Origin of the sequence: Limimaricola cinnabarinus LL-001 (assembly GCF_000466965.1) — a bacterium.
In the GTDB taxonomy this organism is placed as follows: Bacteria; Pseudomonadota; Alphaproteobacteria; order Rhodobacterales; family Rhodobacteraceae; genus Limimaricola; species Limimaricola cinnabarinus.
The window spans coordinates 19,834-45,743 of sequence record NZ_BATB01000001.1; the positions used below are offsets into that span (position 1 = coordinate 19,834).

The 25,910-nt window shown below is 67.9% G+C and carries 23 protein-coding genes, 1 tRNA gene and 3 pseudogenes; 12 read left to right on the forward strand and 15 right to left on the reverse strand.

Going from position 1 to position 25,910, the window contains the following annotated elements:
* Window positions 1–2: 2 nt before the first annotated feature.
* The 4 genes and pseudogenes from MBELCI_RS20305 to MBELCI_RS00110 all read right to left on the reverse strand — a co-directional run bounded on the left by MBELCI_RS20305 (window position 3) and on the right by MBELCI_RS00110 (window position 4,549).
* Window positions 3–1,559 (reverse strand): ABC transporter permease, encoded by a 1,557-nt coding sequence (locus MBELCI_RS20305; protein WP_045319522.1) that lies wholly within the window; start codon window positions 1,557–1,559, stop codon window positions 3–5.
* Between the two features lie 107 nt (window positions 1,560–1,666).
* Window positions 1,667–2,790 (reverse strand): annotated as a pseudogene (locus MBELCI_RS00100) (extracellular solute-binding protein).
* Between the two features lie 113 nt (window positions 2,791–2,903).
* A complete protein-coding gene (locus tag MBELCI_RS00105) occupies window positions 2,904–4,004 on the reverse strand; it encodes an ABC transporter ATP-binding protein (RefSeq protein WP_021692075.1) in 1,101 nt (366 codons plus the stop codon).
* A 458-nt stretch (window positions 4,005–4,462) separates the two neighbouring features.
* Window positions 4,463–4,549 (reverse strand) — tRNA-Leu (locus MBELCI_RS00110).
* 99 nt (window positions 4,550–4,648) lie between these two features.
* Between MBELCI_RS00110 and lipB the strand changes: the two genes are divergently transcribed.
* The 4 genes from lipB (at window position 4,649) to MBELCI_RS21185 (ending at window position 8,080) form a co-directional block, all read left to right on the forward strand.
* Window positions 4,649–5,404 carry a lipoyl(octanoyl) transferase LipB gene (lipB, locus tag MBELCI_RS00115; protein WP_268744169.1) on the forward strand — a complete coding sequence of 252 codons (756 nt, stop codon included), beginning with the start codon at window positions 4,649–4,651 and terminating at the stop codon, window positions 5,402–5,404.
* Window positions 5,405–5,547: 143 nt separating this feature from the next.
* Entirely contained in the window at window positions 5,548–7,251 is a 1,704-nt protein-coding gene (gene ctaD / locus MBELCI_RS00120) for a cytochrome c oxidase subunit I (RefSeq protein WP_021692077.1), read from the forward strand.
* 87 nt (window positions 7,252–7,338) lie between these two features.
* Complete coding sequence (locus tag MBELCI_RS00125) at window positions 7,339–7,842, forward strand: DUF2244 domain-containing protein (RefSeq protein ID WP_045319523.1); 504 nt, start codon at window positions 7,339–7,341, stop codon at window positions 7,840–7,842.
* An 85-nt stretch (window positions 7,843–7,927) separates the two neighbouring features.
* Window positions 7,928–8,080 carry a hypothetical protein gene (locus MBELCI_RS21185; RefSeq protein WP_021692079.1) on the forward strand — a complete coding sequence of 51 codons (153 nt, stop codon included), beginning with the start codon at window positions 7,928–7,930 and terminating at the stop codon, window positions 8,078–8,080.
* 99 nt (window positions 8,081–8,179) lie between these two features.
* On the opposite strand, the gene MBELCI_RS00130 is transcribed toward MBELCI_RS21185, so the two are convergent.
* Both MBELCI_RS00130 and MBELCI_RS00135 read right to left on the reverse strand, forming a co-directional pair.
* On the reverse strand, window positions 8,180–8,362 hold the full coding sequence (locus tag MBELCI_RS00130) for a DUF3008 family protein (protein WP_021692080.1): 183 nt from the start codon (window positions 8,360–8,362) through the stop codon (window positions 8,180–8,182).
* 63 nt (window positions 8,363–8,425) lie between these two features.
* Window positions 8,426–8,884, reverse strand: coding sequence for a GatB/YqeY domain-containing protein (locus MBELCI_RS00135; RefSeq protein WP_021692081.1), 459 nt, complete (start codon window positions 8,882–8,884; stop codon window positions 8,426–8,428).
* A 153-nt stretch (window positions 8,885–9,037) separates the two neighbouring features.
* Here MBELCI_RS00135 and carA point away from each other — a divergent pair, with 153 nt between their 5' ends.
* The 3 genes from carA (at window position 9,038) to MBELCI_RS21395 (ending at window position 12,013) form a co-directional block, all read left to right on the forward strand.
* On the forward strand, window positions 9,038–10,198 hold the full coding sequence (carA, locus tag MBELCI_RS00140; protein WP_021692082.1) for a glutamine-hydrolyzing carbamoyl-phosphate synthase small subunit: 1,161 nt from the start codon (window positions 9,038–9,040) through the stop codon (window positions 10,196–10,198).
* Window positions 10,199–10,265: 67 nt separating this feature from the next.
* A complete protein-coding gene (locus MBELCI_RS00145; protein ID WP_021692083.1) occupies window positions 10,266–11,780 on the forward strand; it encodes a glycosyltransferase in 1,515 nt (504 codons plus the stop codon).
* Window positions 11,720–12,013 (forward strand): hypothetical protein, encoded by a 294-nt coding sequence (locus tag MBELCI_RS21395; protein WP_052512660.1) that lies wholly within the window; start codon window positions 11,720–11,722, stop codon window positions 12,011–12,013. The genes MBELCI_RS00145 and MBELCI_RS21395 overlap by 61 nt, the downstream gene beginning before the upstream one ends.
* Here the strand turns inward: MBELCI_RS21395 and MBELCI_RS00150 are convergent.
* Window positions 11,967–12,620, reverse strand: a complete 654-nt coding sequence (locus tag MBELCI_RS00150; RefSeq protein WP_021692085.1) for a GntR family transcriptional regulator — start codon at window positions 12,618–12,620, stop codon at window positions 11,967–11,969. The two genes, MBELCI_RS21395 and MBELCI_RS00150, sit on opposite strands and share 47 nt — an antisense overlap.
* Before the next feature lie 102 nt (window positions 12,621–12,722).
* On the opposite strand from MBELCI_RS00150, the gene MBELCI_RS00155 reads away from it, so the two are divergent.
* Window positions 12,723–13,406, forward strand: coding sequence for a pyrimidine 5'-nucleotidase (locus MBELCI_RS00155; protein ID WP_021692086.1), 684 nt, complete (start codon window positions 12,723–12,725; stop codon window positions 13,404–13,406).
* Window positions 13,407–13,443: 37 nt separating this feature from the next.
* A complete protein-coding gene (locus MBELCI_RS00160; protein ID WP_045319524.1) occupies window positions 13,444–14,640 on the forward strand; it encodes an FAD-dependent monooxygenase in 1,197 nt (398 codons plus the stop codon).
* Here MBELCI_RS00160 and MBELCI_RS00165 read toward each other — a convergent pair.
* Window positions 14,637–15,092 carry an Lrp/AsnC family transcriptional regulator gene (locus tag MBELCI_RS00165; protein WP_021692088.1) on the reverse strand — a complete coding sequence of 152 codons (456 nt, stop codon included), beginning with the start codon at window positions 15,090–15,092 and terminating at the stop codon, window positions 14,637–14,639. The two genes, MBELCI_RS00160 and MBELCI_RS00165, sit on opposite strands and share 4 nt — an antisense overlap.
* Window positions 15,089–15,544 (reverse strand): Lrp/AsnC family transcriptional regulator, encoded by a 456-nt coding sequence (locus MBELCI_RS00170; protein WP_045319525.1) that lies wholly within the window; start codon window positions 15,542–15,544, stop codon window positions 15,089–15,091. The genes MBELCI_RS00165 and MBELCI_RS00170 overlap by 4 nt, the downstream gene beginning before the upstream one ends.
* Before the next feature lie 140 nt (window positions 15,545–15,684).
* On the opposite strand from MBELCI_RS00170, the gene ilvC reads away from it, so the two are divergent.
* Both ilvC and MBELCI_RS00180 read left to right on the forward strand, forming a co-directional pair.
* The gene (gene ilvC / locus MBELCI_RS00175; protein WP_021692090.1) at window positions 15,685–16,707 is read left to right on the forward strand and encodes a ketol-acid reductoisomerase; all 1,023 of its coding nucleotides are present in this window, start codon (window positions 15,685–15,687) and stop codon (window positions 16,705–16,707) included.
* Window positions 16,708–16,891: 184 nt separating this feature from the next.
* On the forward strand, window positions 16,892–17,410 hold the full coding sequence (locus MBELCI_RS00180) for a hypothetical protein (RefSeq protein WP_021692091.1): 519 nt from the start codon (window positions 16,892–16,894) through the stop codon (window positions 17,408–17,410).
* Between the two features lie 66 nt (window positions 17,411–17,476).
* Here the strand turns inward: MBELCI_RS00180 and MBELCI_RS00185 are convergent, their stop codons facing one another.
* On the reverse strand, window positions 17,477–17,818 hold the full coding sequence (locus tag MBELCI_RS00185) for a hypothetical protein (RefSeq protein WP_131505489.1): 342 nt from the start codon (window positions 17,816–17,818) through the stop codon (window positions 17,477–17,479).
* A 412-nt stretch (window positions 17,819–18,230) separates the two neighbouring features.
* Between MBELCI_RS00185 and MBELCI_RS00190 the strand changes: the two genes are divergently transcribed.
* Window positions 18,231–19,160, forward strand: coding sequence for a DMT family transporter (locus tag MBELCI_RS00190; protein ID WP_021692093.1), 930 nt, complete (start codon window positions 18,231–18,233; stop codon window positions 19,158–19,160).
* Window positions 19,161–19,162: 2 nt separating this feature from the next.
* Here the strand turns inward: MBELCI_RS00190 and glmM are convergent.
* The 5 genes and pseudogenes from glmM to MBELCI_RS00215 all read right to left on the reverse strand — a co-directional run bounded on the left by glmM (window position 19,163) and on the right by MBELCI_RS00215 (window position 25,862).
* A pseudogene (gene glmM / locus MBELCI_RS00195) lies at window positions 19,163–20,505 on the reverse strand (phosphoglucosamine mutase).
* The gene (folP, locus tag MBELCI_RS00200; protein ID WP_021692095.1) at window positions 20,502–21,497 is read right to left on the reverse strand and encodes a dihydropteroate synthase; all 996 of its coding nucleotides are present in this window, start codon (window positions 21,495–21,497) and stop codon (window positions 20,502–20,504) included. Before folP ends, glmM begins: the two are co-directional and overlap by 4 nt.
* Window positions 21,494–22,396: a dihydroneopterin aldolase gene (locus tag MBELCI_RS00205; RefSeq protein WP_021692096.1), complete on the reverse strand. Its 903-nt coding sequence runs from the start codon at window positions 22,394–22,396 to the stop codon at window positions 21,494–21,496. The genes folP and MBELCI_RS00205 overlap by 4 nt, the downstream gene beginning before the upstream one ends.
* Window positions 22,397–22,463: 67 nt before the next feature.
* Window positions 22,464–23,189: a cell wall hydrolase gene (locus tag MBELCI_RS00210; RefSeq protein ID WP_021692097.1), complete on the reverse strand. Its 726-nt coding sequence runs from the start codon at window positions 23,187–23,189 to the stop codon at window positions 22,464–22,466.
* Between the two features lie 157 nt (window positions 23,190–23,346).
* Window positions 23,347–25,862: pseudogene (locus MBELCI_RS00215) on the reverse strand (putative PEP-binding protein).
* Between the last annotated feature and the right edge of the window lie 48 nt (window positions 25,863–25,910).

Sequence of the window (25,910 nt, forward strand, 5' to 3'; positions counted from 1 at the left end):
TCTCAGCCTCCCAGCTTGACGTTGTCGATGCCGACGATGCGGTCGTAGACCCAGTAGAGCGTGAGCACGAGCGCCAGCAGGATGGTGCCCAGCGCGGCCGCGAGGCCCCAGTTCAGCGACGACGAGATGTGGTAGGCGATCCGGTTCGAGATGAAGACGCCGGAGGTGCCGCCGACGATCTCGGGCGTGATGTAGTAGCCGATCGACAGGATGAAGGCGAGGATGGAGCCCGCGCCGATGCCCGGCACCGAGAGCGGGAACCACACCCGCCAGAAGGCGGTCCAGTCGTTCGCCCCCATGGATTTGGCGGCCCGCATGTAGGAGGGCGGGATCGTCTTCATCACCGAGTAGAGCGGCAGGATCATGAAGGGCAGCAGGATATGCGTCATCGCGATCACCGTGCCGGTGGCGTTGTTGATCAGCTGCAGCCGGTTGAGATCGTCCACCAGCCCGAGCCAGACCAGCGTGTCGTTGATCACGCCCTGCTGTTGCAGCAGCACCTTCCAGGCGCTCGTCCGCACCAGAAGCGAGGTCCAGAACGGCAACAGCACGAGGATCATCAGCACGTTCGCCGTGCGCAGCGGCAGCGTCGAGAGCAGGAAGGCGATCGGGTAGCCCAGCAGGATGCAGGAGAAGGTGATCGCCATCGACATCCACATGGTGCGCCAGAACAGCTTGAGATAGATCTGCTCGCTCTCCGGGCGCCATTCGGCCTCGCCGCCGGGGCCGTTCATCATGTCGACCGAGTTGAGAAAATAGCCGTCGGTGTAGTTCGGGCTGTAGGTCTTGATGACCTGCCAGACGTCGGGGTCGACCCAGTCCTCATCCGACTCCTCGAACAGCGCCTTGATCGAGACGCTTTCGAAGTTCGAGACATCGACATCGGGAAAGCCGGAGGGCGACGCGCCGTTCGCGAAGTCGCGGTAGAGCGCGGTATAGACGAAATCCTCGACATCCTCCTCGAGCGGGTCGTCCTCGTTGGCCTCGACGGTCAGCGTGACCCACGCGTCCCACGCGTCGGCGGTAAAGGGCAGCGCCTCGCGGATTTCGTCGTCGGCCATCCAGTTCGACCACGCGACGGGGTCCTCGAGTGCAGGTGCGGCCTCGACGAACTGGTCGGTATAGATATCGGTGTCAAAGCGGCCGACATCGCGGCCGGTGCCGCGGAACAGCGAACTCAGGCCGGTCGATTCGTAGTTCAATCGGCTGCCCAGACGGGTGTGCGACTTGTATTCCGCAGCGATGAAAAGATCGGTGTAAAGCGCCTCGTAGACCGGCTCGCCGGGGGCCGCCTCGGGCAGGTTCTGGTCCTCGCGCAGCGCCGCCACGGTGCGCGGCAGCGTCTCCGAGACGATCTGGTTCTCGACTGAGCGGAACAGCATTTCGGCGATCGGGGCCACGAAGGCCACGAGGATGAAGACCAGCAGCGGCGAGATCAGCAGAAAGGCGCGCAGCTTCTCGCGCCGCAGCGCCCGGTTCAGGCTGTGCTTGAGAGGTCGGCCGTCGGCGGCCAGCATCGGGCCGTTTTCGGTCACCTCGCCGCCCGGAAGCACCGCCATCGGCTGGCTCGGGGGTGTCGTCGCGCTGTCGGTCATCATGCCTCCGGGATTGGGGGTGGGACGGGGCCATGGCGGCCCCGCCCCGTCATGCGGTCAGGCCGGAGGCCTTACTGCGCGAGCCAGGCTTGGAACTTGGCGTCCAGATCGTCGCGGTAGTCGGCCCACCACTCGTAGTTCTGCACGAAGGCGCCTTCCGAGTTCTCGGGGTTGGTCGGCATGTGCGGCGCCATGTCGATGCCGAGCGTGGCGTGCTCGCCGACCAGCGGCGCCGAGGATTTGCGGGCCGGGCCGTAGGAGATGTACTTGGCCTGATCCGCGAGACGCTGGGTGTCGGTCGCGAAGTAGAGGAAATCCTTGACCCGCGCGAGCTGCGGCTCGTCGAGGCCCTCGGGGATGATCCAGCCGTCGAGATCGTAGGACTGGGTGTCCCACATCATGTTGACCGGCTGGTCCTGCTCGACGATCAGGCTGAACAGGCGACCGTTGTAGGTCGAGCCGAAGACCACCTCGCCATCGGCGAGAAGCTGCGGCGTGTCGGCGCCCGAGGACCACCAGATGGTCTCGTCCTTGATGGTGTCGAGCTTGGCGAAGGCGCGGTCCTGGCCTTCCTCTGTCTCAAGCACGTCGTAGAGTCCTCATAGGCGACGCCGTCACAGATCAACGCCCATTCGAGGTTGTTGTGCGGGCGCTTCTCGAGGCTGCGCTGACCCGGGAAGGTCTCCAGGTCGAACACGTCGCAGACGCTCTCGGGCTGCTTGCCGTCCCATTCGGCCACGTCGTTGCGATAGCCGAAGGTGTAGGAATAGGCGATCTGCGGGACAAAGCAGTCGGAGACCAGCATCTCCTCGCCGAAATCCTCGGAGGCCGGGGTGCCGTCGGGCGCGGGTGCGAGGTCCTCGTCCGCGTCGATCTCCATCGCGAGACCTTCGTCGCACAGGCGCATCGCGTCGGCGGCGGTGGCGTCGACCAGATCCCAGGTGACGTTGCCCGCCTCGTTCTGGGCGCGCAGCTTGGCCACGGCCTCGGCCGAGCTTTCGTCCCAGGTGACGGTGACGTCAGGGTTGGCCTCGAGATAGGGCTCGACATAGGCCTTGAGCTGGCTTTCCTGATAGGCGCCGCCCCAGCTGACGATGGTCATCTCGTTGGCCATCTCGGTATGCGCCTCGGCGCCCGCCATGGTGGCGGTGGCCACGAGCGCGGTGGTCGCTGTCAGTAGACGAGTGATGTTCATTCAGAACTCCCGTTGTATACCCGGTTCTTGGTGTCACAGGGGGCGCTGTCCGGGCGGCGGCACCCCGCTTGGCCGCGCCCGTTTCCGTTGCCGGGGGGCGCGGAGACGCACGCTCAGGCGTCGAGCGCGCGGCAATCCTCGGCGAGCCAGCCGATGCGGATCTGTTCGCCCGGCTTCAGGCGCGGCTGGTCGGGGGCGTTGCGCGTCTTCATGATGAAGTCATCGCGCCCGGCGACCTTGAGCCGCGTCCGGAAGGTGTCGCCCATGTAGATGAACTCCTGCACCGTGGCGGGCAGCGTGTGTGCATCCGCGTGCAGACGTTCGAGGTTGGATTCGACCCGTTCGGGGCGGATCGAGACGCGGGTGCGTTCGCCCACCTTCGAGACGTTGACCGGCAGCGCGTCGATCAGCTCGCCATCATCGAGCCGCACGAGGCAGGAGGTCGCGTCGATCCTCTCGACCACGCCCTCGAGCGTGTTGTTCTCGCCGATGAACTGCGCGACGAAGCTGTTCTGCGGCTTTTCGTAAAGCTCGTCCGGCGGCGCGAGCTGCTGGATCCGCCCGTCATCGAACACCGCGACGCGATCCGACATGGTCAGCGCCTCGGTCTGGTCGTGCGTGACATAGACCACCGTGATGCCCAGGCGATGCGCCAGATCGGTGATCTCGAACTGCAGCGTCTCGCGCAGCTGCTTGTCGAGCGCACCCAGAGGCTCGTCCATCAGCACCAGCTCAGGCTCGAACACCAGCGCGCGCGCCAGGGCGATCCGCTGCTGCTGACCACCCGAAAGCTGGGTCGGACGGCGGTTCTTGAACTCGCCCATCTGCACCATGTCGAGGGCGCGGGCGATCTTCTTCTCGCGCTCGGACTTGCCCAGCTTGCGCACCTCGAGCGGGAAGGACAGGTTTTCGCCCACTGTCATGTGCGGAAACAGCGCATAGTTCTGGAACACCATGCCGATGCCGCGCTTGTGCGGCGGGATGTTGTTGATCGACTTGCCATCGAGCCGGATCTCGCCATGGGTGGCGGTCTCGAAGCCCGCGAGCATCATCAGGCAGGTGGTCTTGCCCGAGCCCGACGGCCCGAGCATGGTCAGGAACTCGCCCTTGGGCAGCGAAAGATTGAGATCCTTCACGACGAGCTTCTCGCCGTCATAGCTTTTCTGCACGCGTTCGAACTCGACGAACGCCTCTGAACTCGAGCCTTGGGCCAAGCCTTGCTCCCTGTTGTAATGCCGGCGGATTTTTTCCGCACTTGTCGAGCAAGACTAAAACAAGCTGCCCCCCGCATTGCAACCGAATAGCCGACCCGTGACCATGACGCCGGGTCACATCTCAAAGGGGCTGCGTCGAAGTGCCTGCCACGCAGGCAGTGGCGGAGTTCAACGCGGCGCGATGCCGCAGTCGATGTGGGACCAAAACGGAACAACCATGAGATGTATTTTTATAGAATTTTCACTTTTTGCGAGTCTCGGCTGTCGCTGATGGACAATCTCCTGTCGGATTTTGCCTCCGCCCGGTTGCCCGAACGGGCCTCCACCGCGCCCTTAAAAGCCGCCCCTTCCAGCTGCATGACGAACGAAAAAGGGCCAGCGTTTCCGCGGCCCTGCGATCCGATGCTCGTCTGCTTTGGGAGATCCGGCGGCCCGCCTTGCCGGCGGGCCTGCCTGAATGGTGCGGTCGAGAAGACTCGAACTTCCACGGGTGTTACCCCACAGCGACCTCAACGCTGCGCGTCTACCAATTCCGCCACGACCGCACGTAATCAGGTAGGATGGCGGCCTCATAGCCTCGGGCTTCGGGGGAGCGCAAGAGCGAATTTCGCCAGACCCGGCGTCAAGCGCAAGAAAGTCGGGCGGTGGCCCGGGCTTTGACTTTTCCGCCCCCCCGCGCCACCCCATCTGCGACGAGGAACGAAGCGGAAAGCGGAGCGCGAAGAATGGTCGACTGGATCGTGAGCGACGGGCTGACGCCCTATGAGGACGCGGTCGCCGCCATGGAAACCCGCGCCCGCGCGATCGCGGCGGGCGCGGCCCGCGAGGCGGTCTGGCTGGTCGAGCATCCGCCGCTCTACACCGCCGGCACCTCCGCGCGGCCCACCGACCTGACCGAGCCCGACCGGTTTCCCGTGCACCTCAGCAAGCGCGGCGGCCAATACACCTATCATGGCCCCGGACAGCGCGTGGTCTACGTGATGCTCGACGTCGGCGCGCGCGGCCGCGACGTGCGCGCCTTCGTCAAGTCGCTCGAAGGCTGGATCATCGGCACCCTTGCCGAGTTCAACGTCACGGGCGAGCTACGCGAGGGCCGCGTCGGCGTCTGGGTGCAGCGACCCGACCGCCCCCTCACCGCCACGGGGGCGGTGGCCGAGGACAAGATCGCGGCCTTGGGCATCCGCCTGCACAAGTGGGTCAGCTACCATGGCCTCGCGATCAACGTGGAGCCGGACCTGTCGCATTTCGGCGGCATCGTGCCCTGCGGCATCGCCGAGCACGGCGTCACCAGCCTCGTCGATCTGGGCCTGCCGGTCACCATGGCCGATCTCGATACGGCGCTGGAGCGCAGCTTCACCGATCATTTCGCGGGAACGCCGCGCCGCGCCGCGTCGCTCTGAGGCCATCGGGCAACCCCGGCACGAGACGGCCTCCTGCGGCACCGTGACCGTTGCCCTGCCCCGCTTCTCCTTCTAGAAGGACGCCAATTGCCTGCGCGTCGCTGCGTGCGGGCCCGTCAGGCAACCAAACTCGGGAGAGCCACATGGCAGACGCCGCCATCCACGGCCACGGACACGAGGACAAGCGGGGCTTCTTCACCCGCTGGTTCATGTCCACCAACCACAAGGACATCGGGATACTGTATCTCTTCGCGGCGGGCTTCGTGGGCCTGCTGTCGGTGATGCTGACCATTCACATGCGACTCGAGCTGATGCAGCCGGGCGTGCAGTTCATGTGCACCGAGAACGTCAGCGGCAACCCGATCATGACGGTGCTGCGCTCCTGGGTGCCCACCGCCACCGAGGCCTGCACCCCCAACGGCCACATGTGGAACGTCGCGATCACCTATCACGGCGTGCTGATGATGTTCTTCGTCGTCATCCCGGCGCTGTTCGGCGGCTTCGGCAATTACTTCATGCCGCTGCAGATCGGCGCGCCGGACATGGCCTTTCCGCGGCTGAACAACCTCAGCTTCTGGATGTTCATCGCCGGTGTGGCACTGGGCGTCGCCTCGCTGTTCTCGCCGGGCGGCAACGGCCAGTCGGGCTCGGGCGTGGGCTGGGTGCTCTACCCGCCGCTCTCGACCTCCGAGCCGGGCATGTCGATGGACCTCGCGATCTTCGCGGTCCACGTCTCGGGCGCCAGCTCGATCTTGGGCGCGATCAACATCATCACCACGTTCCTCAACATGCGCGCGCCGGGCATGACCCTGCACAAGGTGCCGCTCTTTGCGTGGTCGATCTTCGTCACCGCCTGGCTGATCCTTCTGGCTCTGCCGGTGCTGGCCGGCGCGATCACCATGCTGCTGACCGACCGCAACTTCGGGACCTCGTTCTTCCAGCCCGCGGGCGGCGGCGACCCGATCCTGTACCAGCACATCCTGTGGTTCTTCGGTCATCCCGAGGTCTACATCATCATCATCCCCGCCTTCGGCATCATCAGCCACGTCATCGCGACCTTCTCGCGCAAGCCGATCTTCGGATACCTGCCGATGGTCTACGCGATGGTGGCGATCGGCGTGCTCGGTTTCGTCGTCTGGGCGCACCACATGTACACCGTGGGCATGTCGCTGACGCAGCAGTCCTACTTCATGATGGCCACCATGGTCATCGCGGTGCCCACCGGCGTTAAGATCTTCTCGTGGATCGCGACGATGTGGGGCGGCTCGGTCGAGTTCAAGACGCCGATGCTCTGGGCCTTCGGCTTCCTGTTCCTGTTCACCGTGGGCGGCGTCACCGGCATCGTGCTGAGCCAGGCCGGCATCGACCGCGCCTATCACGACACCTACTACGTCGTGGCGCACTTCCACTACGTGATGTCCTTGGGCGCCGTGTTCGGCATCTTCGCGGGGATCTACTTCTACTTCCCCAAGATGACCGGCAAGATGCTCCCCGAGCTCGCGGGCAAGATCCACTTCTGGATGATGTTCATCGGTGCGAACATCACCTTCTTCCCGCAGCACTTCTTGGGCCGTCAGGGCATGCCGCGCCGCTACATCGACTACCCGGAGGCCTTCGCCACCTGGAACCTCGTATCGTCGCTCGGTGCGTTCCTGGCCTTCGCGAGCTTCGTGTTCTTCATCGTGGTACTGTTCTACACGCTGGCCCGCGGCAAGGTGCATGGCCTCGCCAACCCGTGGAACGAATACGCCGACACGCTCGAGTGGACCCTGCCCTCGCCGCCGCCGGAGCACACCTTCGAGACGCTCCCCAAGCAGAGCGACTGGGACCGCAGCCACGCCCACTGAGGCACGGCCCGCGAGACGAGATCGGGGCCCGGCGGAAACGCCGGGCCCTTTTCGCATCCCCCCTCCCGAACCGGCCCGAGACACATGATGCCCATCGAATGGACTCTGCGCCCTACCGACGACGCCCCCACGCGGGCCCGGCTGCAGCTCTGGCCCTACCGGTCGCTGCCCAAGCGCGGCTTTGCGGGCTTCATCGGCGGCACCGCCGCGCTGATCGCGCTGCCGCTCGTCACGGTGCTGGGAACGCCGGTGCTGTGGGCCCTGCTGCCGTTCCTCGCCGCTGCCGTGGCCGGGGTCTGGTGGGCGCTGTCGCGCAGCTACCGCGACAGCGAGGTACTCGAGACGCTCGAGATCGACGAGCGGCGGATTCGCCTGACCCGTCGCGAGAGAGGCCGCGCCGACCGGGTCTGGGAGGCCGATCCCTACTGGGTCGAGTTGCGGCTGCACGAGGGCGACCGACCGGTGCCGGCCTATCTCACGCTGCGCGGCGCGGGCCGCGAGGTCGAACTCGGCGCGTTTCTACCGGAGGATGAGCGCCGGGAGCTGGCCGAGAAGTTGCGGCGGCTTCTGACCCGCCTCTCCCGGCATTGAACCGCGCAATATACCGCCGCGTCGTTACGTCGCCATGGAACTCCGGCCCCGATATGGGCATTTTCATGGCAACGGAGGATTCGTCATGCCCAAGCACACCGCGCCGAAAGAAACGATCCGCAGGCTGGCCCAGACCGGGCGCGCCATTCTCGAAGGTCTGGTCGGCGCACTGCTGCCTCAGCCTCGTCCCCAGCATCGGCCCATCCCGATTCCCGTCACGCCGCCCCGCCGCCGCTGACGGCCTGCCTCGCGACGGCGACACCGAAATCCTTGAACGACAAAGGCGGCCCCCGCTTGGGGAGCCGCCTCTTTCTTGCCCGACGGCGCAAGCCCCGTCTCAGCCCTTCTTGTCGGGCAGGTCCTTGCGCTTGGTATGGGCCATGTCTTCGAGCTTGTTCTCGCTCATGTCGTCATACATCTCTTTCGAGGCGCCTTTCAGATCCTTGACCTTGGTGTCGCCCCGCTTCGCCGAAAGCGCCGCTCCCGCCGCCTTCTGCTGTGCCTTGGATTGTGCCGGCATGTCGGTCCTCCATTCACTGGATGCCCGCAAAACGCGAAGAGCCCGCCCCGCGTTCCCGTCAGTTCAACTCAGACGATCGCGCACCAGCGGGCCGACCCGGCCGAAATCCATCCGCCCCATGTAACGCGCCTTGAGCGCCGCCATCACCTTGCCCATGTCGCGGATCGACCCGGCATCGGTTTCGGCGATGGCCTGGGTCACGGCGGCCTCGGTCTCGACTTCGGTCAACTGGCGCGGCAGGAACTCCTCGATCACCGTGATCTCGGCGCGCTCCTTCTCGGCCAACTCGAGCCGACCGGCCTCGTCATAGGCGCGCGCGCTTTCCTGGCGCTGCTTGACCATCTTTCCCAGAATGGCGAGCACGACCTCGTCCGAAACCAGCCCCTCCTCACCTTCGCCCCGCGCGGCGATGTCGCGGTCCTTGATGGCGGCATTGATCAGGCGCAGCGTGGAGAGGCGCTCGGCCTCCTTGGCCTTCATCGCATCCTTGAGGGAAGCGTTGAGCTTGTCGCGCAGGGTCATCTGGTCCCGTTCCGGATTGTTGCAGACACAAGCGGGCAAGCTACCCGTTTCGGCGGGGCCTGACAACAAGCCGCGCCGGGTGCCGCCGCGTCTTGATTCTTCCGCGCCCTGCCCCTAGGTAGCGGCGGGTTTCACTACAGGAGCAATGACGCCATGCCGATTAATGTTTCCGGCAAGCCGACCGCCTGCCTCGCGCTCGCGGATGGGACCGTGTTCTACGGGCAGGGCTTCGGCGCTCCGGGCCGCACCGTGGCCGAGCTGTGCTTCAACACCGCGATGACCGGCTACCAGGAGATCATGACCGATCCCTCCTATGCGGGTCAGGCCGTCACCTTCACCTTTCCGCATATCGGCAACACCGGCACCACCGACGAGGATGACGAGGCCGCCGATCCGGTCGCCGCGGCGATGATCGTCAAGTGGAGCCCGACCGAGCCTTCGAACTGGCGCGCCACCGAGACCCTGTCGGCATGGCTCGCCAAGCGCGGCCGCATCGGCATGGGCGGCATCGACACCCGCCGCCTGACCCGCGCGATCCGCCAGCAGGGTGCGCCGCATGTCGCGATCGAGCACAACCCCGAGGGCAATTTCGACCTCGAGGCGCTGGTCGCCGCAGCGCGCGACTTCAAGGGCCTCGTGGGGCTCGATCTCGCGCGCGAGGTCAGCTGCGTGCAATCCTACCGCTGGGACGAGATGCGCTGGGCCTGGCCCGACGGCTTCAAAACGCAGGAGAACCCGCGTCACAAGGTCGTGGCCATCGATTACGGCGCCAAGCGCAACATCCTGCGCAGCCTCGCCTCGACCGGCTGCGAGGTCACGGTGCTGCCCGCCACCGCCACCGCCGAGGAGATCCTCGCGCTGAACCCCGACGGTCTGTTCCTGTCGAACGGCCCCGGCGATCCGGCGGCCACCGGCGAATACGCGGTCCCGGCGATCAAATCGGTGCTGGAGCAGTCGCAGATCCCGGTCTTCGGCATCTGCCTCGGCCACCAGATGCTGGCCCGCGCGCTCGGCGCGCAGACAGTGAAGATGAGCCATGGCCACCACGGCGCCAACCACCCCGTGAAGGACCGCGAGACCGGCAAGGTCGAGATCACCTCGATGAACCATGGCTTCACCGTGGACAGCCAGTCGCTCCCCGAAGGGGTGATTGAGACGCATGTGTCGCTGTTCGACGGCTCGAACTGCGGCATCCGCATGACCGACCGGCCCGTGTTCTCGGTGCAGTACCACCCCGAGGCCAGCCCCGGCCCGCAGGACAGCTACTACCTGTTCGAACGCTTTGCCGAGGCCATGGAAGCGCGTCGCGGCTGACGCGTTAACCACGCGTTAACCCGAAACCACCGAGCATCGGGCAGTCTTTCGCAAGGAAAGCCGCCCGATGAACGCCTTTCCTCCGCCCCGCGCGGCGGAGGTCGTGACTGGCCCTGAGGCCGCCCCGCCCGTCACGCCCGGCCGCTTCGATCCGTTCCGGCAACCGCCGGACCTGCGGCTGTTGCACCGGCTCGGCGCGACGCGTGCGCTACGGTTCGGGGTGATGCCGTGGCGCCGGATCGGCGGGCGCACGGTCGTGCTCTGCGCCGTCCCGCCCTCGCAGGAGGCACGCGACGCGATGGCCCGCGCCGGGCTGGGCCGGCTGCGCTGCGCCACCTGCACGTCCGAGGCCCTGCGCGCCGCGCTCGAGCCGCATGTCGCGCCGGTGCTCCTGATGCGGGCCGAGGCGCGGGTGCCGCTCGACCAGAGCTGTCGGGGCGTCGGACGCAGGCCGTTATGCCTGCTCGCCGTCACTGCCGCGCTCACGGCCACCCTGTCGGCCGCATTTGCTCCCTGGGCGGCGTTGGCGCTGCTCTGCGCCCTTTGCGCGCTGACCTCCTGCGCCAACACCGCGCTCAAGCTCGCCGCCATGATCGCCACGCTGGGCCGCGCCCCGGCACGACCGCCTCCCGCCTCGTCCGCCGCCGACAGGCTGCCCGTCGTCACCCTTCTGGTGCCGCTGTTTCGCGAAGGGGCGATGGCGGCGCCGCTGCTGGAGCGGCTGGGGCGGCTCGACTATCCGCGTGACCGGCTCGACCTGTGCCTGATCGTCGAGGCCTGCGACACCGAAACCCGCGAGACGCTGGCCCGCATGGCGCTCCCCCCCTGGGCGCAGGTGGTGGTGGTGCCCGAAGGGCGCATCCGCACCAAGCCGCGCGCGCTGAACTACGCGTTGTTCTTCACGCGTGGCAGCATCATCGGCATCTACGATGCCGAGGACGCCCCCGCCCCGGACCAGCTTTTGCGCGTGGTGGCGCGCTTTGCGGCCTGCGGGCCGCAGACCGGCTGCCTGCAAGGTGTGCTCGACTACTACAACGCCCGCTCCAACTGGATCGCGCGATGCTTCACCCTCGAATACGCAAGCTGGTTCCGCGTCGTTCTGCCGGGGCTCGACCGGCTCGGCCTCGTGGTGCCGCTGGGGGGCACGACGCTGTTCCTGCGCCGACACGCGATCGAGGCGGTGGGCGGCTGGGACGCGCACAACGTCACCGAGGACGCCGATCTCGGCGTGCGTCTGGCACGGCGCGGGTTTCGCACCGAACTGATCGACAGCGTCACGCTCGAAGAGGCCAACGCCCGCATCTGGCCCTGGATCAAGCAGCGCTCGCGCTGGCTCAAAGGCTACGCGATGAGCTGGGGCGTCGCGATGCACGACCCCGAACGGCTCTGGCGCGAGCTTGGGCCGTGGCGCTTTCTGGGGGTGCAGGTGCTGTTTCTCGGCACGTTGGCGCAGTTCGCGCTGGCCCCGGTGCTGTGGTCGTTCTGGCTGGTGATCTTCGGGATGCCGCATCCGATGTCGCCATGCTGCGCCCCGAGAACCTCACGGCGCTGGCCGTGGTCTTCTTGCTCTCCGAATGTGTAACCTATGCGGTCGCGGCGCTGGCGGCCCATCGGGCCGGGCGGCCCCGGCTGGCGCTCTGGGCACCGCTGTTGCAGATCTACTTCCCGCTCGCCACCATCGCGGTCTGGCGTGCGCTGTGGCAGGTGCTGCACCGCCCGTTCCACTGGGAAAAGACCCGGCACGGCATCTTCGCGCCCTCGACGCCGCTCAGGTCGCCGCCTCCACCTTCGCCGCGTCGAGCTTCAGACGGGTGACGAAGGCGTGGCTGATGTGATCGCGCAGCGCCCGGTCGGCGGCGTCGCCATCGCCCGCCTCGATCGCCGCGACGATCACCGCGTGCTCCTCGAGCGCGCCGCGCCCGCGCCCTTCGGCTGCGAGCGAGGTCGAGGCCAGAAGCGCCATCGAGCGGTGGACGAGATCGAGCTGACGCACCAGAAAGCGGTTGTGGCTGGCGAGGTGGATCTGCTTGTGAAAGCGCCGGTTGGCGCGCGACAGCGCGGCGGGATCGTTGACCAGCGCCTGATCGGCATCGAGCATGTCGCGCAGCACCCGCACCTCCTCTGGCGCGGCGTGGCGCGCCGCCAGCCGCGCGGCCAACCCCTCGAGCTCGCCGCGCACCACGTAGAGCTCGGCCAACTGCGTGTGATCGAGCGAGGCCACGATCAGCGAGCGGCCATCGCGGGTCAGCATGCCTTGGGTCTCCAGCCGCTGCAGCGCCTCGCGCACCGGGGTGCGCGACACGCCGAACCGATCCGCCAGCTCGCTTTCGACGAGCCGGTCGCCGGGGTGGTAGATGCCGCCGTCGATCGATTCGAGGATCAGCCCGTAGGCGTCCTTCTGCGAGGGTCTGGTGTCCTGCATGCGCGGCCTTCCCATGGGTCGAACGACGATAGCCCCTGCGCGCGGCCCTGTTCAACCCGCGCCCGGCTTGCCGCGCCCTGCCCGCGACCATAGTGTCGCGCCATGACCGACACGCTCCGCTCCGATCCCGCCACTCACTATGCCACCGATTTCGCGCATGTCAGGGCATGGGTCTTCGATCTCGACCACACGCTCTACCCGCCGCGGGCACGTCTCTTCGACCAGATCGAGGGGCGGATGCGCGCATGGATGATGCGCGAGCTGGCCATCGAGGCCGCCGAGGCCGACCGGCTGCGCGCCGATTACTGGAGCCGCTATGGCACCACGCTGGCCGGGCTGATGGCCGAGCACGGCCTGCCCGCCGATGATTTCCTGCTCGATGTGCACGACATCGACATGGGGTCTCTCGACCCCGATCCGGCCCTCGCCCGCGCCATCGCGGCGCTGCCGGGCCGCCGCATCGTCTATACCAACGGCACACGGCCCTACGCGTTGCGGGTGCTGGCGGCGCGCGGGCTGTCGGAGGTGTTCGACGCGGTCTACGGCGTCGAACACGCGGGCCTCGTACCCAAACCCCAGCGCGCCGCCTTCGAGGCGGTCTTCGCGCTCGACGGGCTGGCCCCTGAACAGGGCGCGATGTTCGAGGACGACCCGCGCAACCTCGCGGTGCCGCACGCGATGGGCATGCGCACGGTGCTGGTCGGGCCGCCCGGGGCGCTGGCCGCCGATCACATCCATCACCACACAGACGATCTCGCGGGCTTTGTGTCGCAGCTGGTGCGTTAGGCTTTCCCGCACCCGTATGGCGGCCTATCTCTGCTGCATGACGCGCAACATCGACATCCTCGTCTCGGGCGGCGGCATCGCCGGCCTCTCCGCCGCCGCCGCCTTCGGCACGCGGGGCTTCTCGGTGCTCTGCGTCGATCCGGCCCCCCCGGTCAGGGACATGGCCGAAGCCGGGGCCGATCTGCGCTCCACCGCCTTCCTGCAACCCGCGCGCGCCTTGCTCGACAGCGCCGGCCTGTGGGACCGCCTCGCGCCACACGCCACGCCGCTTCAGGTGATGCGGATCGTCGAGGCCGGGCGCGGCACGGCGGTGAGCCGCGATTTCGACGCCGCCGATCTCGGCCCCCTGCCCTTTGGCTGGAACCTGCCCAACTGGCTCCTGCGCCGCGAGATGGCGGCGCGGATCGAAGGTATGACCCAAGTCGAGTTCCGGCCGGGTTGCGGCTTTGCCGGGCTGACACCGCGCGACGACCGGGCGCTGGTGCGGCTGAGTGATGGCAGCCGCGTCTCGGCCCGGCTGGTGATCGCCGCCGACGGTCGCGCCAGCCCCGTGCGCGAGGCCTGCGGCATCGGCGTGCGCACGCGGCGCTACGGGCAGAAGGCGCTGGCCTTTGCCGTGACCCATGAAAGACCGCATGACAACGTCTCGACCGAGATCCACCGCTCCGGCGGGCCCTTCACGCTGGTGCCGCTCCCTGATCTCGACGGCGCGCCCTCCTCGGCGGTGATCTGGATGGAGCTGGGGCGCGAGGCCGATCGTCTTTCCGCCCTGCCGGTGAGCGATTTCGATATCGAGGCCACGGCCCGTTCCGAAAGGGCGCTGGGGCGGCTGCACCTCGTGACCCGGCGGCAGAGCTGGCCGATCATCCTGCAGACGGCGCGCGCGCTTACCGCGCAGCGGGTGGCACTGGTGGCCGAGGCCGCGCATGTGATGCCGCCCATCGGCGCGCAGGGGCTCAACACCTCGCTGGCCGACATCGCCTGCCTCGCCGATCTGGCGGCCGCGCGCCCAGAGGGCCTTGGAGATGCGGCGATGCTGGCGACCTATGCCCGAAGGCGCGCGGGCGACATCACGCTGCGCGAACACGGGATCGACGCGCTGAACCGCATCGCCATGGCGGGCGGACCGCTGGCGCAGGCGGTGCGTGGGGCTGGCTTGGGCGTGATGCACGACCTGCCGGCGCTGCGGCTCGGGTTGATGCGGCTGGGGCTCGGCGCGGGCAAGTCCCGCTAGAGCGGGCCGGGCAGCCGTTCCTCGGACAACAGAACGTTGGCCTCGACCGGACCGATCCCCGGCAACGTCATGATCCGGCGCCGCAGCACCCGCTCGAAATCCTCCAGATCGCGCGCCACGACCCGCAGGCGGTAGTCATAGAGCCCCAGCACATGCTCGACCGTCTGCACCTCGCGGATGGCGCAGACCGCGCGTTCGAAATCCTCGAGGCTGGCGCGGCCCCGGCTGGCGAGCTTGATGCCCAGAAACACCGTGACGCCGAATCCCAGCGCCGCCGCATCGAGATCGAGACGCCGCCCCTTGAGCGCGCCCAGATCGCGCAACCGCCGGATGCGCCGCCACGTGGCGGGCTGCGACAGGCCAAGCTCGCGCCCCAGATCGGCGGCGGGACGGGTCGCGTCCTGCGCGAGGGCGCGCAGCAGGAGGCGGTCGAGGGCGTCGAGATCGGTCACAGCGGCAGCGCCTCGTCGGACTTCACCACGCTCAACGTCATCAGGCTTTCGATGTCGGCGATGTGCGGCAGCACGAGGATCTTCTCGCGGTAGAGGTCGCGGTAATGGCCCAGATCGCGCGCCACGATCTGCAACCGCACGTCGACGCGGCCGAGAAATGTCTGGATCTCGATCACCTCGGCCACCTCGCGGGCGCGGGCAAGAAACTCGTCGAAGGCGCGCGGCTGCGTCTTGTCGAGCGTCACCCGCAGGCTGACCGCCACCGCGAATCCCAGCGCCTTCCAGTCGATCACCCCGCGCACCCCGCGCAGCACGCCGGCCTCCTCGAGCCGCGCGAGACGCCGCGCGCAGCGCATGGCGGTGAGACCGGCGCGGTCGGCCAGCTCGGCGGTGGAGAGGTCGGGCGCCTCCTGCAGGAGGCGCAAGAGGCGGCGGTCGGTGTCATCTTGCATGAAAATCATGATATCCGGGGCATTGGAGAATGACCATCATGACGAGGGCATGATTTTTATGCGGTTTCCTCCTCGCATCCCCGCCACCGATCCCTATGGTGCCTTCAGAACGAATAACGGGACTTCGAAAGGACCAGATCATGCGCGTTTATTATGACCGCGATTGCGACGTGAACCTCATCAAGGACAAGAAGGTCGCGATCCTCGGCTATGGCTCCCAAGGCCACGCCCACGCGCTGAACCTGCGCGATTCGGGCGCCAAGAATCTCGTCGTGGCGCTGCGCGACGGCTCGCCCTCGCGCGCCAAGGCCGAAGGCGAAGGCCTGCAGGTCATGGGCATCGAGGAAGCCGCCGCCTGGTGCGACGTAATCATGTTCACCATGCCCGACGAGCTGCAGGCCGAGACCTACCGCAAGCACGTGCATGACCACCTCAAGGAAGGCTCAGCCATCGCCTTCGCGCATGGCCTCAACGTGCACTTCGGCCTGATCGAACCCAAAGCCGGCGTCGACGTCATCATGATGGCGCCCAAGGGTCCGGGCCACACCGTGCGCGGCGAATACGTCAAGGGCGGCGGCGTGCCCTGCCTCGTCGCGGTTCATCACGACGCGTCCGGCAAGGCCATGGAAATCGGCCTCAGCTACTGCTCCGCCATCGGCGGCGGCCGCTCGGGCATCATCGAGACCAACTTCCGCCAGGAATGCGAAACCGACCTGTTCGGTGAGCAGGCCGTGCTCTGCGGCGGTCTGGTCGAGCTGATCCGCATGGGCTTCGAGACGCTGGTCGAGGCGGGCTACGAGCCCGAGATGGCCTATTTCGAGTGTCTGCACGAGGTGAAGCTCATCGTGGACCTGATCTACGAAGGCGGCATCGCCAACATGAACTACTCGATCTCGAACACCGCCGAATACGGCGAATACGTCTCGGGCCCGCGCATCCTCCCCTATGAGGAGACGAAGAAGCGCATGAAGGACGTGCTCACCGACATCCAGAACGGCAAGTTCGTGCGCGACTTCATGCAGGAAAACGCCGTGGGCCAGCCCTCGTTCAAGGCGACCCGCCGCCTCAACGACGAGCACCAGATCGAGCAGGTCGGCGAGAAGCTGCGCGCGATGATGCCGTGGATCTCCAAGGGCAAGATGGTCGACAAGGCGCGCAACTGAGCGTCGCCACAACCCGGAGTTGCCAATTGGCAACATCGACAGGGCGCCTCCGGGCGCCCTGTCCATTTGGACATGTCCGAACCGAGTCTTTCGTATAGAGTCGTGTTAAGGCCATGTTTTCCATGAAGTCTCGCCGCAATTTGGCGCGACGTCATTCCTGTATGACTTAACAGGAGTATCACCCATGCTTTCCGGCCTTACCTCCGCCGTCACGTCCGGCCTGCAGTCGGCCTTTTCGAACCAGACGTCGACCACCAACTCCGTGACGAGCGCCACCTCTTCGACCGAAACCGCCGCGACGAGCGGCGCGACCGCCAGCGCGACGACCGCCGTCTCGACCGAAGACACCGTCGTCTCGGCATCGCGCGCCACCGGCAACACCGAAGCGCAGAGCAGCACGGCCCGGCGCGACGACGCGGCCGCCCGCAGTTCCACCGCGGCACGTGCCGTCAGTGCAGAAGCGGCCGCCGAGACCGCCGCCCAGGCGAACGATCTCGCCCGCTCGCGCGCCGAGGCACTGGCGACGCAGGACAGGCTGCGTCAGACCACGCTGGTCGCCACCATCTCGGACGGCGGCTCCAGCGCGCCGAAGATCGCTTTGGTGGAGGACAAGCCGGCTTCGACCGAGGCCGCCGCGACGCGCTATGCCGCCGCCAACACCCCGGCCGCACCGGCCAAGGCGCTCGCCGAACTGCGCGCCTGACAGGGCTGGGGCCGGCTTAGAAGGCCGGCCCCGCCACGATTCGCATCGCATCTCATGCGAACCGGTCTAGCGCTCGATCACGTCGAAGCGATGCGTGGCCAGCACCTCTCCGCCGACCCGCAGCACCGCGACGATGTCGCGCCGCACCGGGTGGCCGATGTGAACGCGCACGTTCTGGTTGGCACCGGCATGGACCTGCTGGGTGCCGAGCAGCTTCATCGTGCCGTCCGGTCCCTTGGTATAGATCTCGACCATACCGTTGCTTTGGGACCGCACCACGCCCACGTCGATCACCGATGTCTGTTCCTGGATGCGGCTCAGAGAGGGGAACGCATTCTCCCCGGTCGTCGCCAACGCGCCCGTGGCCGAAGTAGTGAAGATTGCCAGAGCTAAGAGTTTTCCATACATGGTTTGAACCCTTCCGTAACATGTCGGGTCATACGACCCACGGGAACAGGCTGCGCCCCGTTCGACCATCTGGCGACCTCTGAAACATCACAAGATCGATCCGAAAATTTGAAGAATTTGACCCCTTGAAATTCGGCTCCGGCGCACCGGTCCTCCCACTCGCGCAGTCGTGAACATCTCAATTGCCCCCTCCGCACCGATTTCAACCATAAGGCAGGCCAGTGTCATCGCGGATATGTGATTGATGCGTGATCAGCCGTTATATTCCGTGAAAGTGTCACACGCGGAGGTCCGATGCGCGTGAACAGTCGGTGTGCAACACCCGAAGCGCAGCATTGAAGCGGACCGAATGCCCTTGTGGATACATGCCGGGGTCATGGACTTTGCCGCGTCGTCGTGCTGAAGCGGGCGCATGACCGCGCAACCGACACCCGCCAACTGGCTCTCCATCCTGCTGCTCGGCCTGATCTGGGGCGGAACCTTCGCCGTGGTCCGGCTGGCGCTCGACGGCTATGGTCCGGTCACGGTGGCCTGCGCGCGCACTGCGCTGGGGGCGGTGGCGATGCTTGGGCTGATGCAGTTGATGCGGCGCCGCGTGCCGCCGCTCACCCGAGCACTGGCGGGCTACCTCGTGGCGATCGGGCTGCTGTCGACGGCCCTGCCCTTCCTGCTGCTCTCATGGGGGCAGCAATACGTGCCATCGGCCTTCGCGGGGATCTCGATGGCGGCGCTGCCGCTCTTCGTGCTGCCGCTGGCGGCGCTGTTCTCGGACGAGCCGTTCCACTGGCGCAGCGCCATAGGGGTGGGCGTCGGCTTTCTCGGGGCGCTGGTGCTGATCGGTCCGGGCGTTCTGGCGCCGGGGGCTGGGCTCTCGGCTTGGGGCCAGATGGCGTGCCTTGCCGCGGCCCTGTCCTACGCGGTGGCGTCGATCCTGACCCGGCGCTGCCCGCCGATCGACGGCATCGTGCTGACGGCGCTGAGCCTGACGGTCGGGGCGATGGTGCTGGTCCCGGCGATGCTTCTGACCGAAGGGGTGCCGGGCTGGACAGGCGCGGTGCCGGGCGCGGCGCTGGTGTTCCTCGGCCTGCTGCCCACGGCGCTTGCGGCGCTGATCCGGGTGACGGTGATCCGCTCGGCCGGCTCGGTCTTCATGACGCTGGTGAACTATCAGGTGCCGGTCTGGTCCATGGCAATCGGCGCCTTGGGTCTGGGCGAGGCGCTGCCTTGGCGGTTCTTCATCGCGCTGGCGCTGATCCTGACCGGCCTCGGGATCAGCCAGGGCCGAAACCTGCGCGGGTTGCTCGCCCACGGGGCCCCGGCCCGGCAAGGCGGGGCCCGCTAGGTTCAGGCGACCGCCTGCACCTCGGCGACGATGCCCTCGACCACCTGCGCGAGTAGCGCGTCATCCTCGCATTCGGCCATGACACGGATCAGCGGCTCGGTGCCGGACCTGCGGATCAGCAACCGTCCCTTGCCGTTCAGGAGCCCTTCGGCCTCCGAAATCGCGGTCTTGACCGAGGCCGCATCGAGCGGGTCCTGCCCTGGGGCATAGCGGACGTTCTGAAGAAGCTGTGGTACCCGCTCGAATTGGCGCACCAGCGCGCTGGCGGGCTTGCCCGTCTCGATCATCGCGGCGAGGAACTGCAGGCCCGCCAGCAGCCCGTCCCCGGTGGTGGCGTAATCGGTCATCACGATATGGCCCGACTGTTCGCCGCCCAGATTCCAGCCACCGCGCCGCATCGCCTCGACCACGTAGCGGTCGCCGACCTGCGTGCGTTCCAGCGTGAGGCCGCGCGCGGTCATGAACCGCTCCAGCCCGAGATTGGACATCACCGTGGCGACCAGCGTGCCGCCGCGCAGCCGGTCCTCCGCGGCCCAGCGGCCCGCCATCAGCGCCATCAATTGGTCGCCATCGGCGATCTGGCCGGTCTCGTCGATGATCATCACCCGATCGGCGTCGCCGTCGAGGCAGATCCCCAGATCCGCGCCCTCCTCGAGCACGCGGGCCGCGGCGTGGCGCGGCGCGGTCGAGCCGCAGTTCTGGTTGATGTTGGTGCCATCCGGAGAGACGCCCACCGGGATCACCGTGGCGCCAAGCTCCCACAGCACCTCGGGGGCGACCCTGTAGGCCGCGCCGTTGGCGCAATCGATCACCACCTTGAGCCCGTCGAGGCGGCGGCCTTGCGGAAACGTCGCCTTGACCCGCTCGGCATAGCGGAAGCGGCCGTCATCGACACGCTTGGCCCGGCCTATATTGGCAGCTTGGCAGGCTCGATCTCGCCCGCGACGATGGCCTCGATCTCGGCCTCGGCCTCGTCAGAGAGCTTGAAGCCATCGGGACCGAAGAACTTGATGCCGTTGTCGTGGTGCGGGTTGTGGCTGGCCGAGATCATGATGCCGACATCGGCGCGCATCGAATGGGTTAGCAGGCCAACGGCGGGCGTCGGCACCGGGCCGAGCAGCAGCGCGTTCATCCCCGTGGAGGTGAGCCCCGCGACCAGCGCGTTCTCGAACATGTAGCCCGACAGCCGCGTGTCCTTGCCGATCACCACGCGGTGACCGTTCGAGCCGTCATTGCGGAAGTAACGACCGGCAGCCGCGCCAATCCGGAGCGCGATCTCGGCCGTCATCGGCCAGGTGTTGGCGGTGCCGCGCACCCCGTCGGTGCCAAAGAGCTTGCGTGTCATTCGTCCCATCCCATCACTGCTCTGAGCAGGCTCAGCGCCTGCTTCGTTTCCTCGACGTCGTGCACCCGAAGCACATGCGCCCCCTGCTGCGCCGCGATCAGCGCCACCGCGACCGAGCCGGGCATCCGCGCCTTGGGGGCCTCGGCCCCCGAGATCGTGCCGATGAACCGCTTACGCGAGACCCCCAGCAGCAGCGGCAGGCCGAAGCCGTGAAACAGAGGCAGGGCGCGCAGCAGGGCGAGGTTGTGGTGCAGATCCTTGCCGAAGCCGATGCCCGGGTCCACCAGAAGCCGCGCACGGGCGAGGCCCATCGACAGCGCCGCCTCGATCCGCGCGGCGAGCGCGTCGTGCACCTCGGCCACCACGTCGTCGTATCGCGGCGCACGCTGCATGTCGGCGGGGGTGCCCACGGCGTGCATCAGGCACAAGGGCGCATTCGCCTCGGCCACCACGCCCGCGAGATCGGGATCGAAGCAAAGCGCCGAGACGTCGTTGATCATGTCGGCGCCTTCGGCGAGCGCCGCGCGGGCGACCGCGGATTTGCGGGTGTCGATCGAGATCGGCACCGTCATGCCGGCCGCGCGCAGCGCCGCCACCACCGGGACCACGCGGGCGATCTCCTCGGCCACGGGCACCTCCGTCGCGCCGGGCCGGGTCGATTCGCCGCCGATGTCGAGGATCTCGGCCCCTTGGGCCACGAGCAGCCGCGCCCGCGCCACCGCCGCCTCGCGCGTGGCGTGGTCACCGCCATCCGAAAAGCTGTCTGGCGTCACGTTGAGGATGCCCATGATCCGGGGTCGGTCGAGCGGCAGGCCGCAGAGCGGCGGCCGCGCAGCGCTCAGCCGGTCGCGCAGCGCGGCGTCGAGCGCTGCGGCCTCGACCGAGGCACCATCATGGCTGGCATGGGCGAAGCGCGGGCCCGACTGACCGGCCAGCGGCAGGCCCGGCTCGGGCGAGGCGGGCCAGAGCGGCAGCGGCGCGGCCGGGTTCAAGACGCCACCCCCGGCAGAGCGATGCGGCGCAGCGGCCGGGTCGTCGCTACGGGCTGTTCCAGCCTTGCCGCGCCGACCAGCACGATCTCGCGCGCGTCGAGCGTGTCGGCCAGCCAGAAGGCCAGATCGCCAGCTCCCGTGCCCTTGGGCCCATCGAGCGCGCTTACTGCCATGCGCGCCGGGGCCCAGAGCGTCGCCGCGCCCTTGCGCTGGGCCCAGTCGATCTCGGTGCGGTTGTCGCGCACCTCGACCTCGGGCAATTCGGACGACAGCCGCCAAGCCGCCTGATCGAGCGCCAGAAGCTCGATCCGGCCCTGGATCGCCGCGTCGTCGGCCACGGCGGAGACGGCAGGTTCGGTCTCTACGCACAGGATCAGCGGACCGGGACCGTCGAGCAGCGCCTCGCGCCACGGCGACGGATCCGCCGCCGCTTTGGCCGAGATCAGCACTACGACCGGGCGCGGTGCAGTCGAGGGCGGGCGTGTGCTGGGCCCGGCGCGCATGATCTCGACCCCGAGCGCGCCGGGGCCGCGATCGAGCTTGCGGATACGCACGAAGACCCGTTCGGCCTGCGGCTCGGCGAGGATGCGTTCGGCGATGCGCTCGGCCAGCGTCTCGAGCAGGTCGAGCCGCTCGGTCGCCAGCGAATCCGCCACTGCCTCGGTCAGCCGGTCATAGGAAAGGATGCGGTCCACATCGTCGCCAGCGGAAGGCGCGGGTGCCAGCTCGGCCACGATGTCGAAGGCCAGCCGTTGCGTGGCGCCGCGCTCGGCGCGAAAGGCGCCGATCTCGACCTCGATGATGTGATCTTGCAGCAGGATGCGGTCGCGCAGGCCGGAGGCCGTCGCCGCGGCGCGGGCCTGCGGATGCTCGAATGCGTGGCGGGTCTCATCGGTCATCTGGCCACTCCGGGCTTGCGGGCATGGGGCATCTAACCGTCCCCCGCCCTCCCGGCAAGCACGGGCCTCAGTTCGAGGCGGTGCGGGTGGCCTCGCGGTAGAACAGATGCGCGCCGATCGCGGCGGTCTGTGGGATGCGCCCGGCCCAGGAGGGGTTCACCGCAGTGGTGTGGTAATGCGTGGCACCGCCGGTCAGCTCGCGCGGGCCGTCGCCGATCATGATCTTGGCAATGCGGCCCAGCTTGCTCCACGAGCCGCGGTCATTGACCGTGTCGGGGATGCCGTCGCAGGTATAGGAGAACTGACAGGCGTATTTGCGCCCTGTGCCCTGATTGACCACGCCACAGACCGTGCGGGGGTAGTCGGGGCTGTCGACGCGGTTGAGGATCACCTCGGCCACGGCGAACTGGCCTTTGAGCGACTCGCCGCGCGCCTCGAAATAGAGCGCCTCGGTCAGGCATTCCCATTCCGCGTCGCCCTTGGCGGCGGGCAGCGATGCCATCAGGACGTCGTAATCCTGCGTGGTCTGGGAGGCGATGCTCAGCCCGCGCTCGGCGGGGGCGGGCAGCGTGGTAGCCTCGGCGCTGGCGGCGAAGGGAACAATTTCGCCCGAGCCACGTTGTTGCCCCAGAAGCAGAGCGAGCCGGTCTTCCGCAGCGAGGGCCGAGACCGTGCCATTCTGCGCCGCAGCGGAGCCATCTTCGCTGGCGGTGGCTGGTGCTGCGGCTATCACCGTCGCAAGACAAGCCATCGCGCCAAAGCTGGGCAGGCGCAGAAAGTTCAGTCGCTTCATTGCAGTGTCCCCGGTTCCTCGCGGTATGCCCCGCGCTGGCAGGTGGCGGGGTATGGGAACAGGTCGGGAGTGTCTACCTTCGCGTCACCCGACTCGTCGGGAACCGGCGATTCCTTGCCACAGTTGCAAGCTGAAAATCGCTTCTGTCCACATGCGGCTATACGATAGTGGTGTTTTTGTCAGCCTTTGCCCCATCGAGTAGCGCCAGCTGTGCCGCCGCGAGGCGCGCGACGGGCACCCGGAAGGGCGAACAGGAGACGTAGTCGAAGCCCTGCCTGCGGCAGAACTCGATCGCGTTGCGCGATCCACCATGCTCGCCGCAGATCGAGAGCGTGACGTCCGGTCGGCCAGCCCGACCGCGCTCGGCCCCGATCTGCAACAACTCGCCCACGCCTTCAAGGTCGAGGCTGTGGAACGGGTCCTCCTCGTAGACGCCGTTCTTGACGTAGATCGACATGAACCGTCCCGCATCGTCGCGCGACAGACCGTAAGTCATCTGCGTGAGGTCGTTGGTGCCGAACGACAGGAAGGCCGCATGCTGGGCGATGTCAGCGGCGCGCAGCGCGGCGCGCGGCGTCTCCACCATCACCCCGAGACGGTAGTCGAACTCGGCCCCCGAATGCGCGCGCACCTGCGCCGCCACGGCGTCGATCCGCGCCTTGACCAGCTCGACCTCCTTCATCGCCGAGACCAGCGGGATCATCACCTCAGGCACCACCGGATCGCCGTCGCGGCTCGCCTGCACGGTCGCCTCGAAGATGGCGCGGGCCTGCATCTCGTAGATCTCGGGCACGGTGATCCCGAGCCGCACGCCGCGCATCCCCAGCATCGGGTTGTATTCGGTGAGCGCCGTCACCCGCGCCTCCACGTCCGAAAGCGTCACCGCGAGCCCGTCTGCCAGATCGCGCATGCCGGCACGGTCCGAGGGAAGGAATTCGTGCAGGGGCGGGTCGAACAGGCGGATGCAGACGGGCTGGCCCTGCATGATCTCGAACAGCCGCGCGAAATCGGCGCGCTGCATCGGCAGGAGCCGCTCAAGCACCGCGCGGCGCGCGCCTCGTCCTTGGCGAAGATCATCTCACGCATCATGCCGATGCGCCCTTCTTCGAAGAACATGTGCTCGGTCCGGCACAAGCCGATCCCCTGCGCCTGGAAATTGCGCGCGGTCTGGGCATCGGCGGGGGTGTCGGCATTGGCGCGCACGCCGATGTCGCGGAAATCGTCGGCCCAGTCGAGCAGCGTCCGGAACGCCCCGTCGAGCACCGCCTCGAACATCGCGGGCTCGCCCGCCAGAACCTCGCCCGAGGTGCCGTCGAGCGTGATGATCTCGCCCTCGGAGAGCTTGCGCCCCCCCGGCGCCACCATCTGGCGGCGCTTGGCGTCGATGATCAGGTCCGAAGCGCCGACCACGCAAGGCAGGCCGAGGCCGCGGCCGATCACGGCGGCATGGCTGGTGATGCCGCCGCGAATCGTCAACACCCCTTCGGCCGCATGCATGCCGCGGATATCCTCCGGCGTGGTCTCGCGGCGCACGAGTATGCAAGGCTCACCGCGCGCCGCCGAGGCCTGCGCGGCGTTGGCGGAGAACACGATGCGCCCCGTGGCGGCCCCCGGCGAGGCAGCGATGCCGGAAACGATCAGGTCGCGCGGGGCCGAGGGGTCGACATGGCGGTGCAGAAGCTCGGACAGGGCCTGAGGCTCGACCCGGAGCACCGCCTCCTCGCGCGGGATCATCCCGTCCTCGGCCAGCGCCACGGCGATGCGCACGGAGGCGCGCGAGGACCGGCTCACCCGCACCGCGTCGAGTACATGCAGGCGGCCCTCCTGCAGCGTGAACTCGATCTGCATCTCCTCGCGCAGGCGCTCGCGGCACAGATGCCCCATGCGCAGCAGCCGCTCGAAGGCGTCGGGGCACAGATCCTCGAAGGAGGGGCCCCGGTCGTCCCGGGTGAGATAGATCGCCCCGGCCCCGGCCTTGAGCGCGTCGCGGCCCTGGCTCTGGCTGAGATAGCGGCCCGTTACCTGCGGCTGGCCGGTCTGGCTGTCGACGAACTGGATCACGCCCGAGCCGCATTCCCCCTGCCCCACGCCGAGCGCCATCTGCTGCACCACAAGGCCGAGACCGGCATCGGCGGGCGCGCCCTTGGCCTGCCGCAACAGCCGCGCCGTCGTCCCCTCCCAGGCGCGGGCCATGGAGCGCAGCACCTCGCAAAGCTGCACCGTAATGTCCTGGGGGAACGGCTCCTCGGCCTCGGCCTCATAGGCGGCGAGCGCGGTGCGCAGCGCGTCGGGGCCGGGATGGTCGGGGAGGTCGAAGCTGTCGGGGTCGAGCCGCGCGACATGCACGGCCCAGGATTGGATGAAGCGCAGGTAGAGCGAGGTCGCGGCCTCTTCGCCGACCTCCTCGCACAGCCGCGCGTGGCGCAGATCGGTCATGCCGATGTTGAGGATTGCCCCCGGCCCGCCCCAGTCGGGGTCCTGGCTCGACGGGCGTACCGAAAGGAGAGGTGCCTCGTCGAAATGGCGCATGATCTGCGACAGGTCGGGCATCCGTCCCTGCGCGATGGAATGCACGCAGGAGAACGACAGCGCCACCGTGGTCGGCAACGGCAACCCCATGCGCACGAGGCGCTGCAGACACTTGGCCCGACCGCCATGGCGCACGGCCGACATGTCGGCCTCCGGCGTGATCGGCAGGATCTTCGGATCTCGTGGCAATTG

Bases quoted from the DNA above. Each gene is read 5' to 3' on its own strand.
- MBELCI_RS00155 (WP_021692086.1), top strand. From the start codon at position 12,723: ATGACCGACACGCTCCGCTCCGATCCCGCCACTCACTATGCCACCGAT.
- MBELCI_RS00185 (WP_131505489.1), bottom strand. From the start codon at position 17,818: ATGTATGGAAAACTCTTAGCTCTGGCAATCTTCACTACTTCGGCCACG.
- MBELCI_RS21185 (WP_021692079.1), top strand. From the start codon at position 7,928: ATGCCCAAGCACACCGCGCCGAAAGAAACGATCCGCAGGCTGGCCCAG.
- MBELCI_RS00160 (WP_045319524.1), top strand. From the start codon at position 13,444: ATGACGCGCAACATCGACATCCTCGTCTCGGGCGGCGGCATCGCCGGC.
- MBELCI_RS00125 (WP_045319523.1), top strand. From the start codon at position 7,339: ATGCCCATCGAATGGACTCTGCGCCCTACCGACGACGCCCCCACGCGG.
- MBELCI_RS00180 (WP_021692091.1), top strand. From the start codon at position 16,892: ATGCTTTCCGGCCTTACCTCCGCCGTCACGTCCGGCCTGCAGTCGGCC.
- MBELCI_RS00190 (WP_021692093.1), top strand. From the start codon at position 18,231: ATGACCGCGCAACCGACACCCGCCAACTGGCTCTCCATCCTGCTGCTC.
- MBELCI_RS00210 (WP_021692097.1), bottom strand. From the start codon at position 23,189: ATGAAGCGACTGAACTTTCTGCGCCTGCCCAGCTTTGGCGCGATGGCT.
- MBELCI_RS20305 (WP_045319522.1), bottom strand. From the start codon at position 1,559: ATGGCGGTGCTTCCGGGCGGCGAGGTGACCGAAAACGGCCCGATGCTG.
- MBELCI_RS00145 (WP_021692083.1), top strand. From the start codon at position 10,266: ATGAACGCCTTTCCTCCGCCCCGCGCGGCGGAGGTCGTGACTGGCCCT.
- ctaD (WP_021692077.1), top strand. From the start codon at position 5,548: ATGGCAGACGCCGCCATCCACGGCCACGGACACGAGGACAAGCGGGGC.
- MBELCI_RS00130 (WP_021692080.1), bottom strand. From the start codon at position 8,362: ATGCCGGCACAATCCAAGGCACAGCAGAAGGCGGCGGGAGCGGCGCTT.
- MBELCI_RS00205 (WP_021692096.1), bottom strand. From the start codon at position 22,396: ATGACCGATGAGACCCGCCACGCATTCGAGCATCCGCAGGCCCGCGCC.
- carA (WP_021692082.1), top strand. From the start codon at position 9,038: ATGCCGATTAATGTTTCCGGCAAGCCGACCGCCTGCCTCGCGCTCGCG.
- MBELCI_RS00135 (WP_021692081.1), bottom strand. From the start codon at position 8,884: ATGACCCTGCGCGACAAGCTCAACGCTTCCCTCAAGGATGCGATGAAG.
- MBELCI_RS00150 (WP_021692085.1), bottom strand. From the start codon at position 12,620: ATGCAGGACACCAGACCCTCGCAGAAGGACGCCTACGGGCTGATCCTC.
- MBELCI_RS21395 (WP_052512660.1), top strand. From the start codon at position 11,720: ATGCTGCGCCCCGAGAACCTCACGGCGCTGGCCGTGGTCTTCTTGCTC.
- MBELCI_RS00170 (WP_045319525.1), bottom strand. From the start codon at position 15,544: ATGCAAGATGACACCGACCGCCGCCTCTTGCGCCTCCTGCAGGAGGCG.
- ilvC (WP_021692090.1), top strand. From the start codon at position 15,685: ATGCGCGTTTATTATGACCGCGATTGCGACGTGAACCTCATCAAGGAC.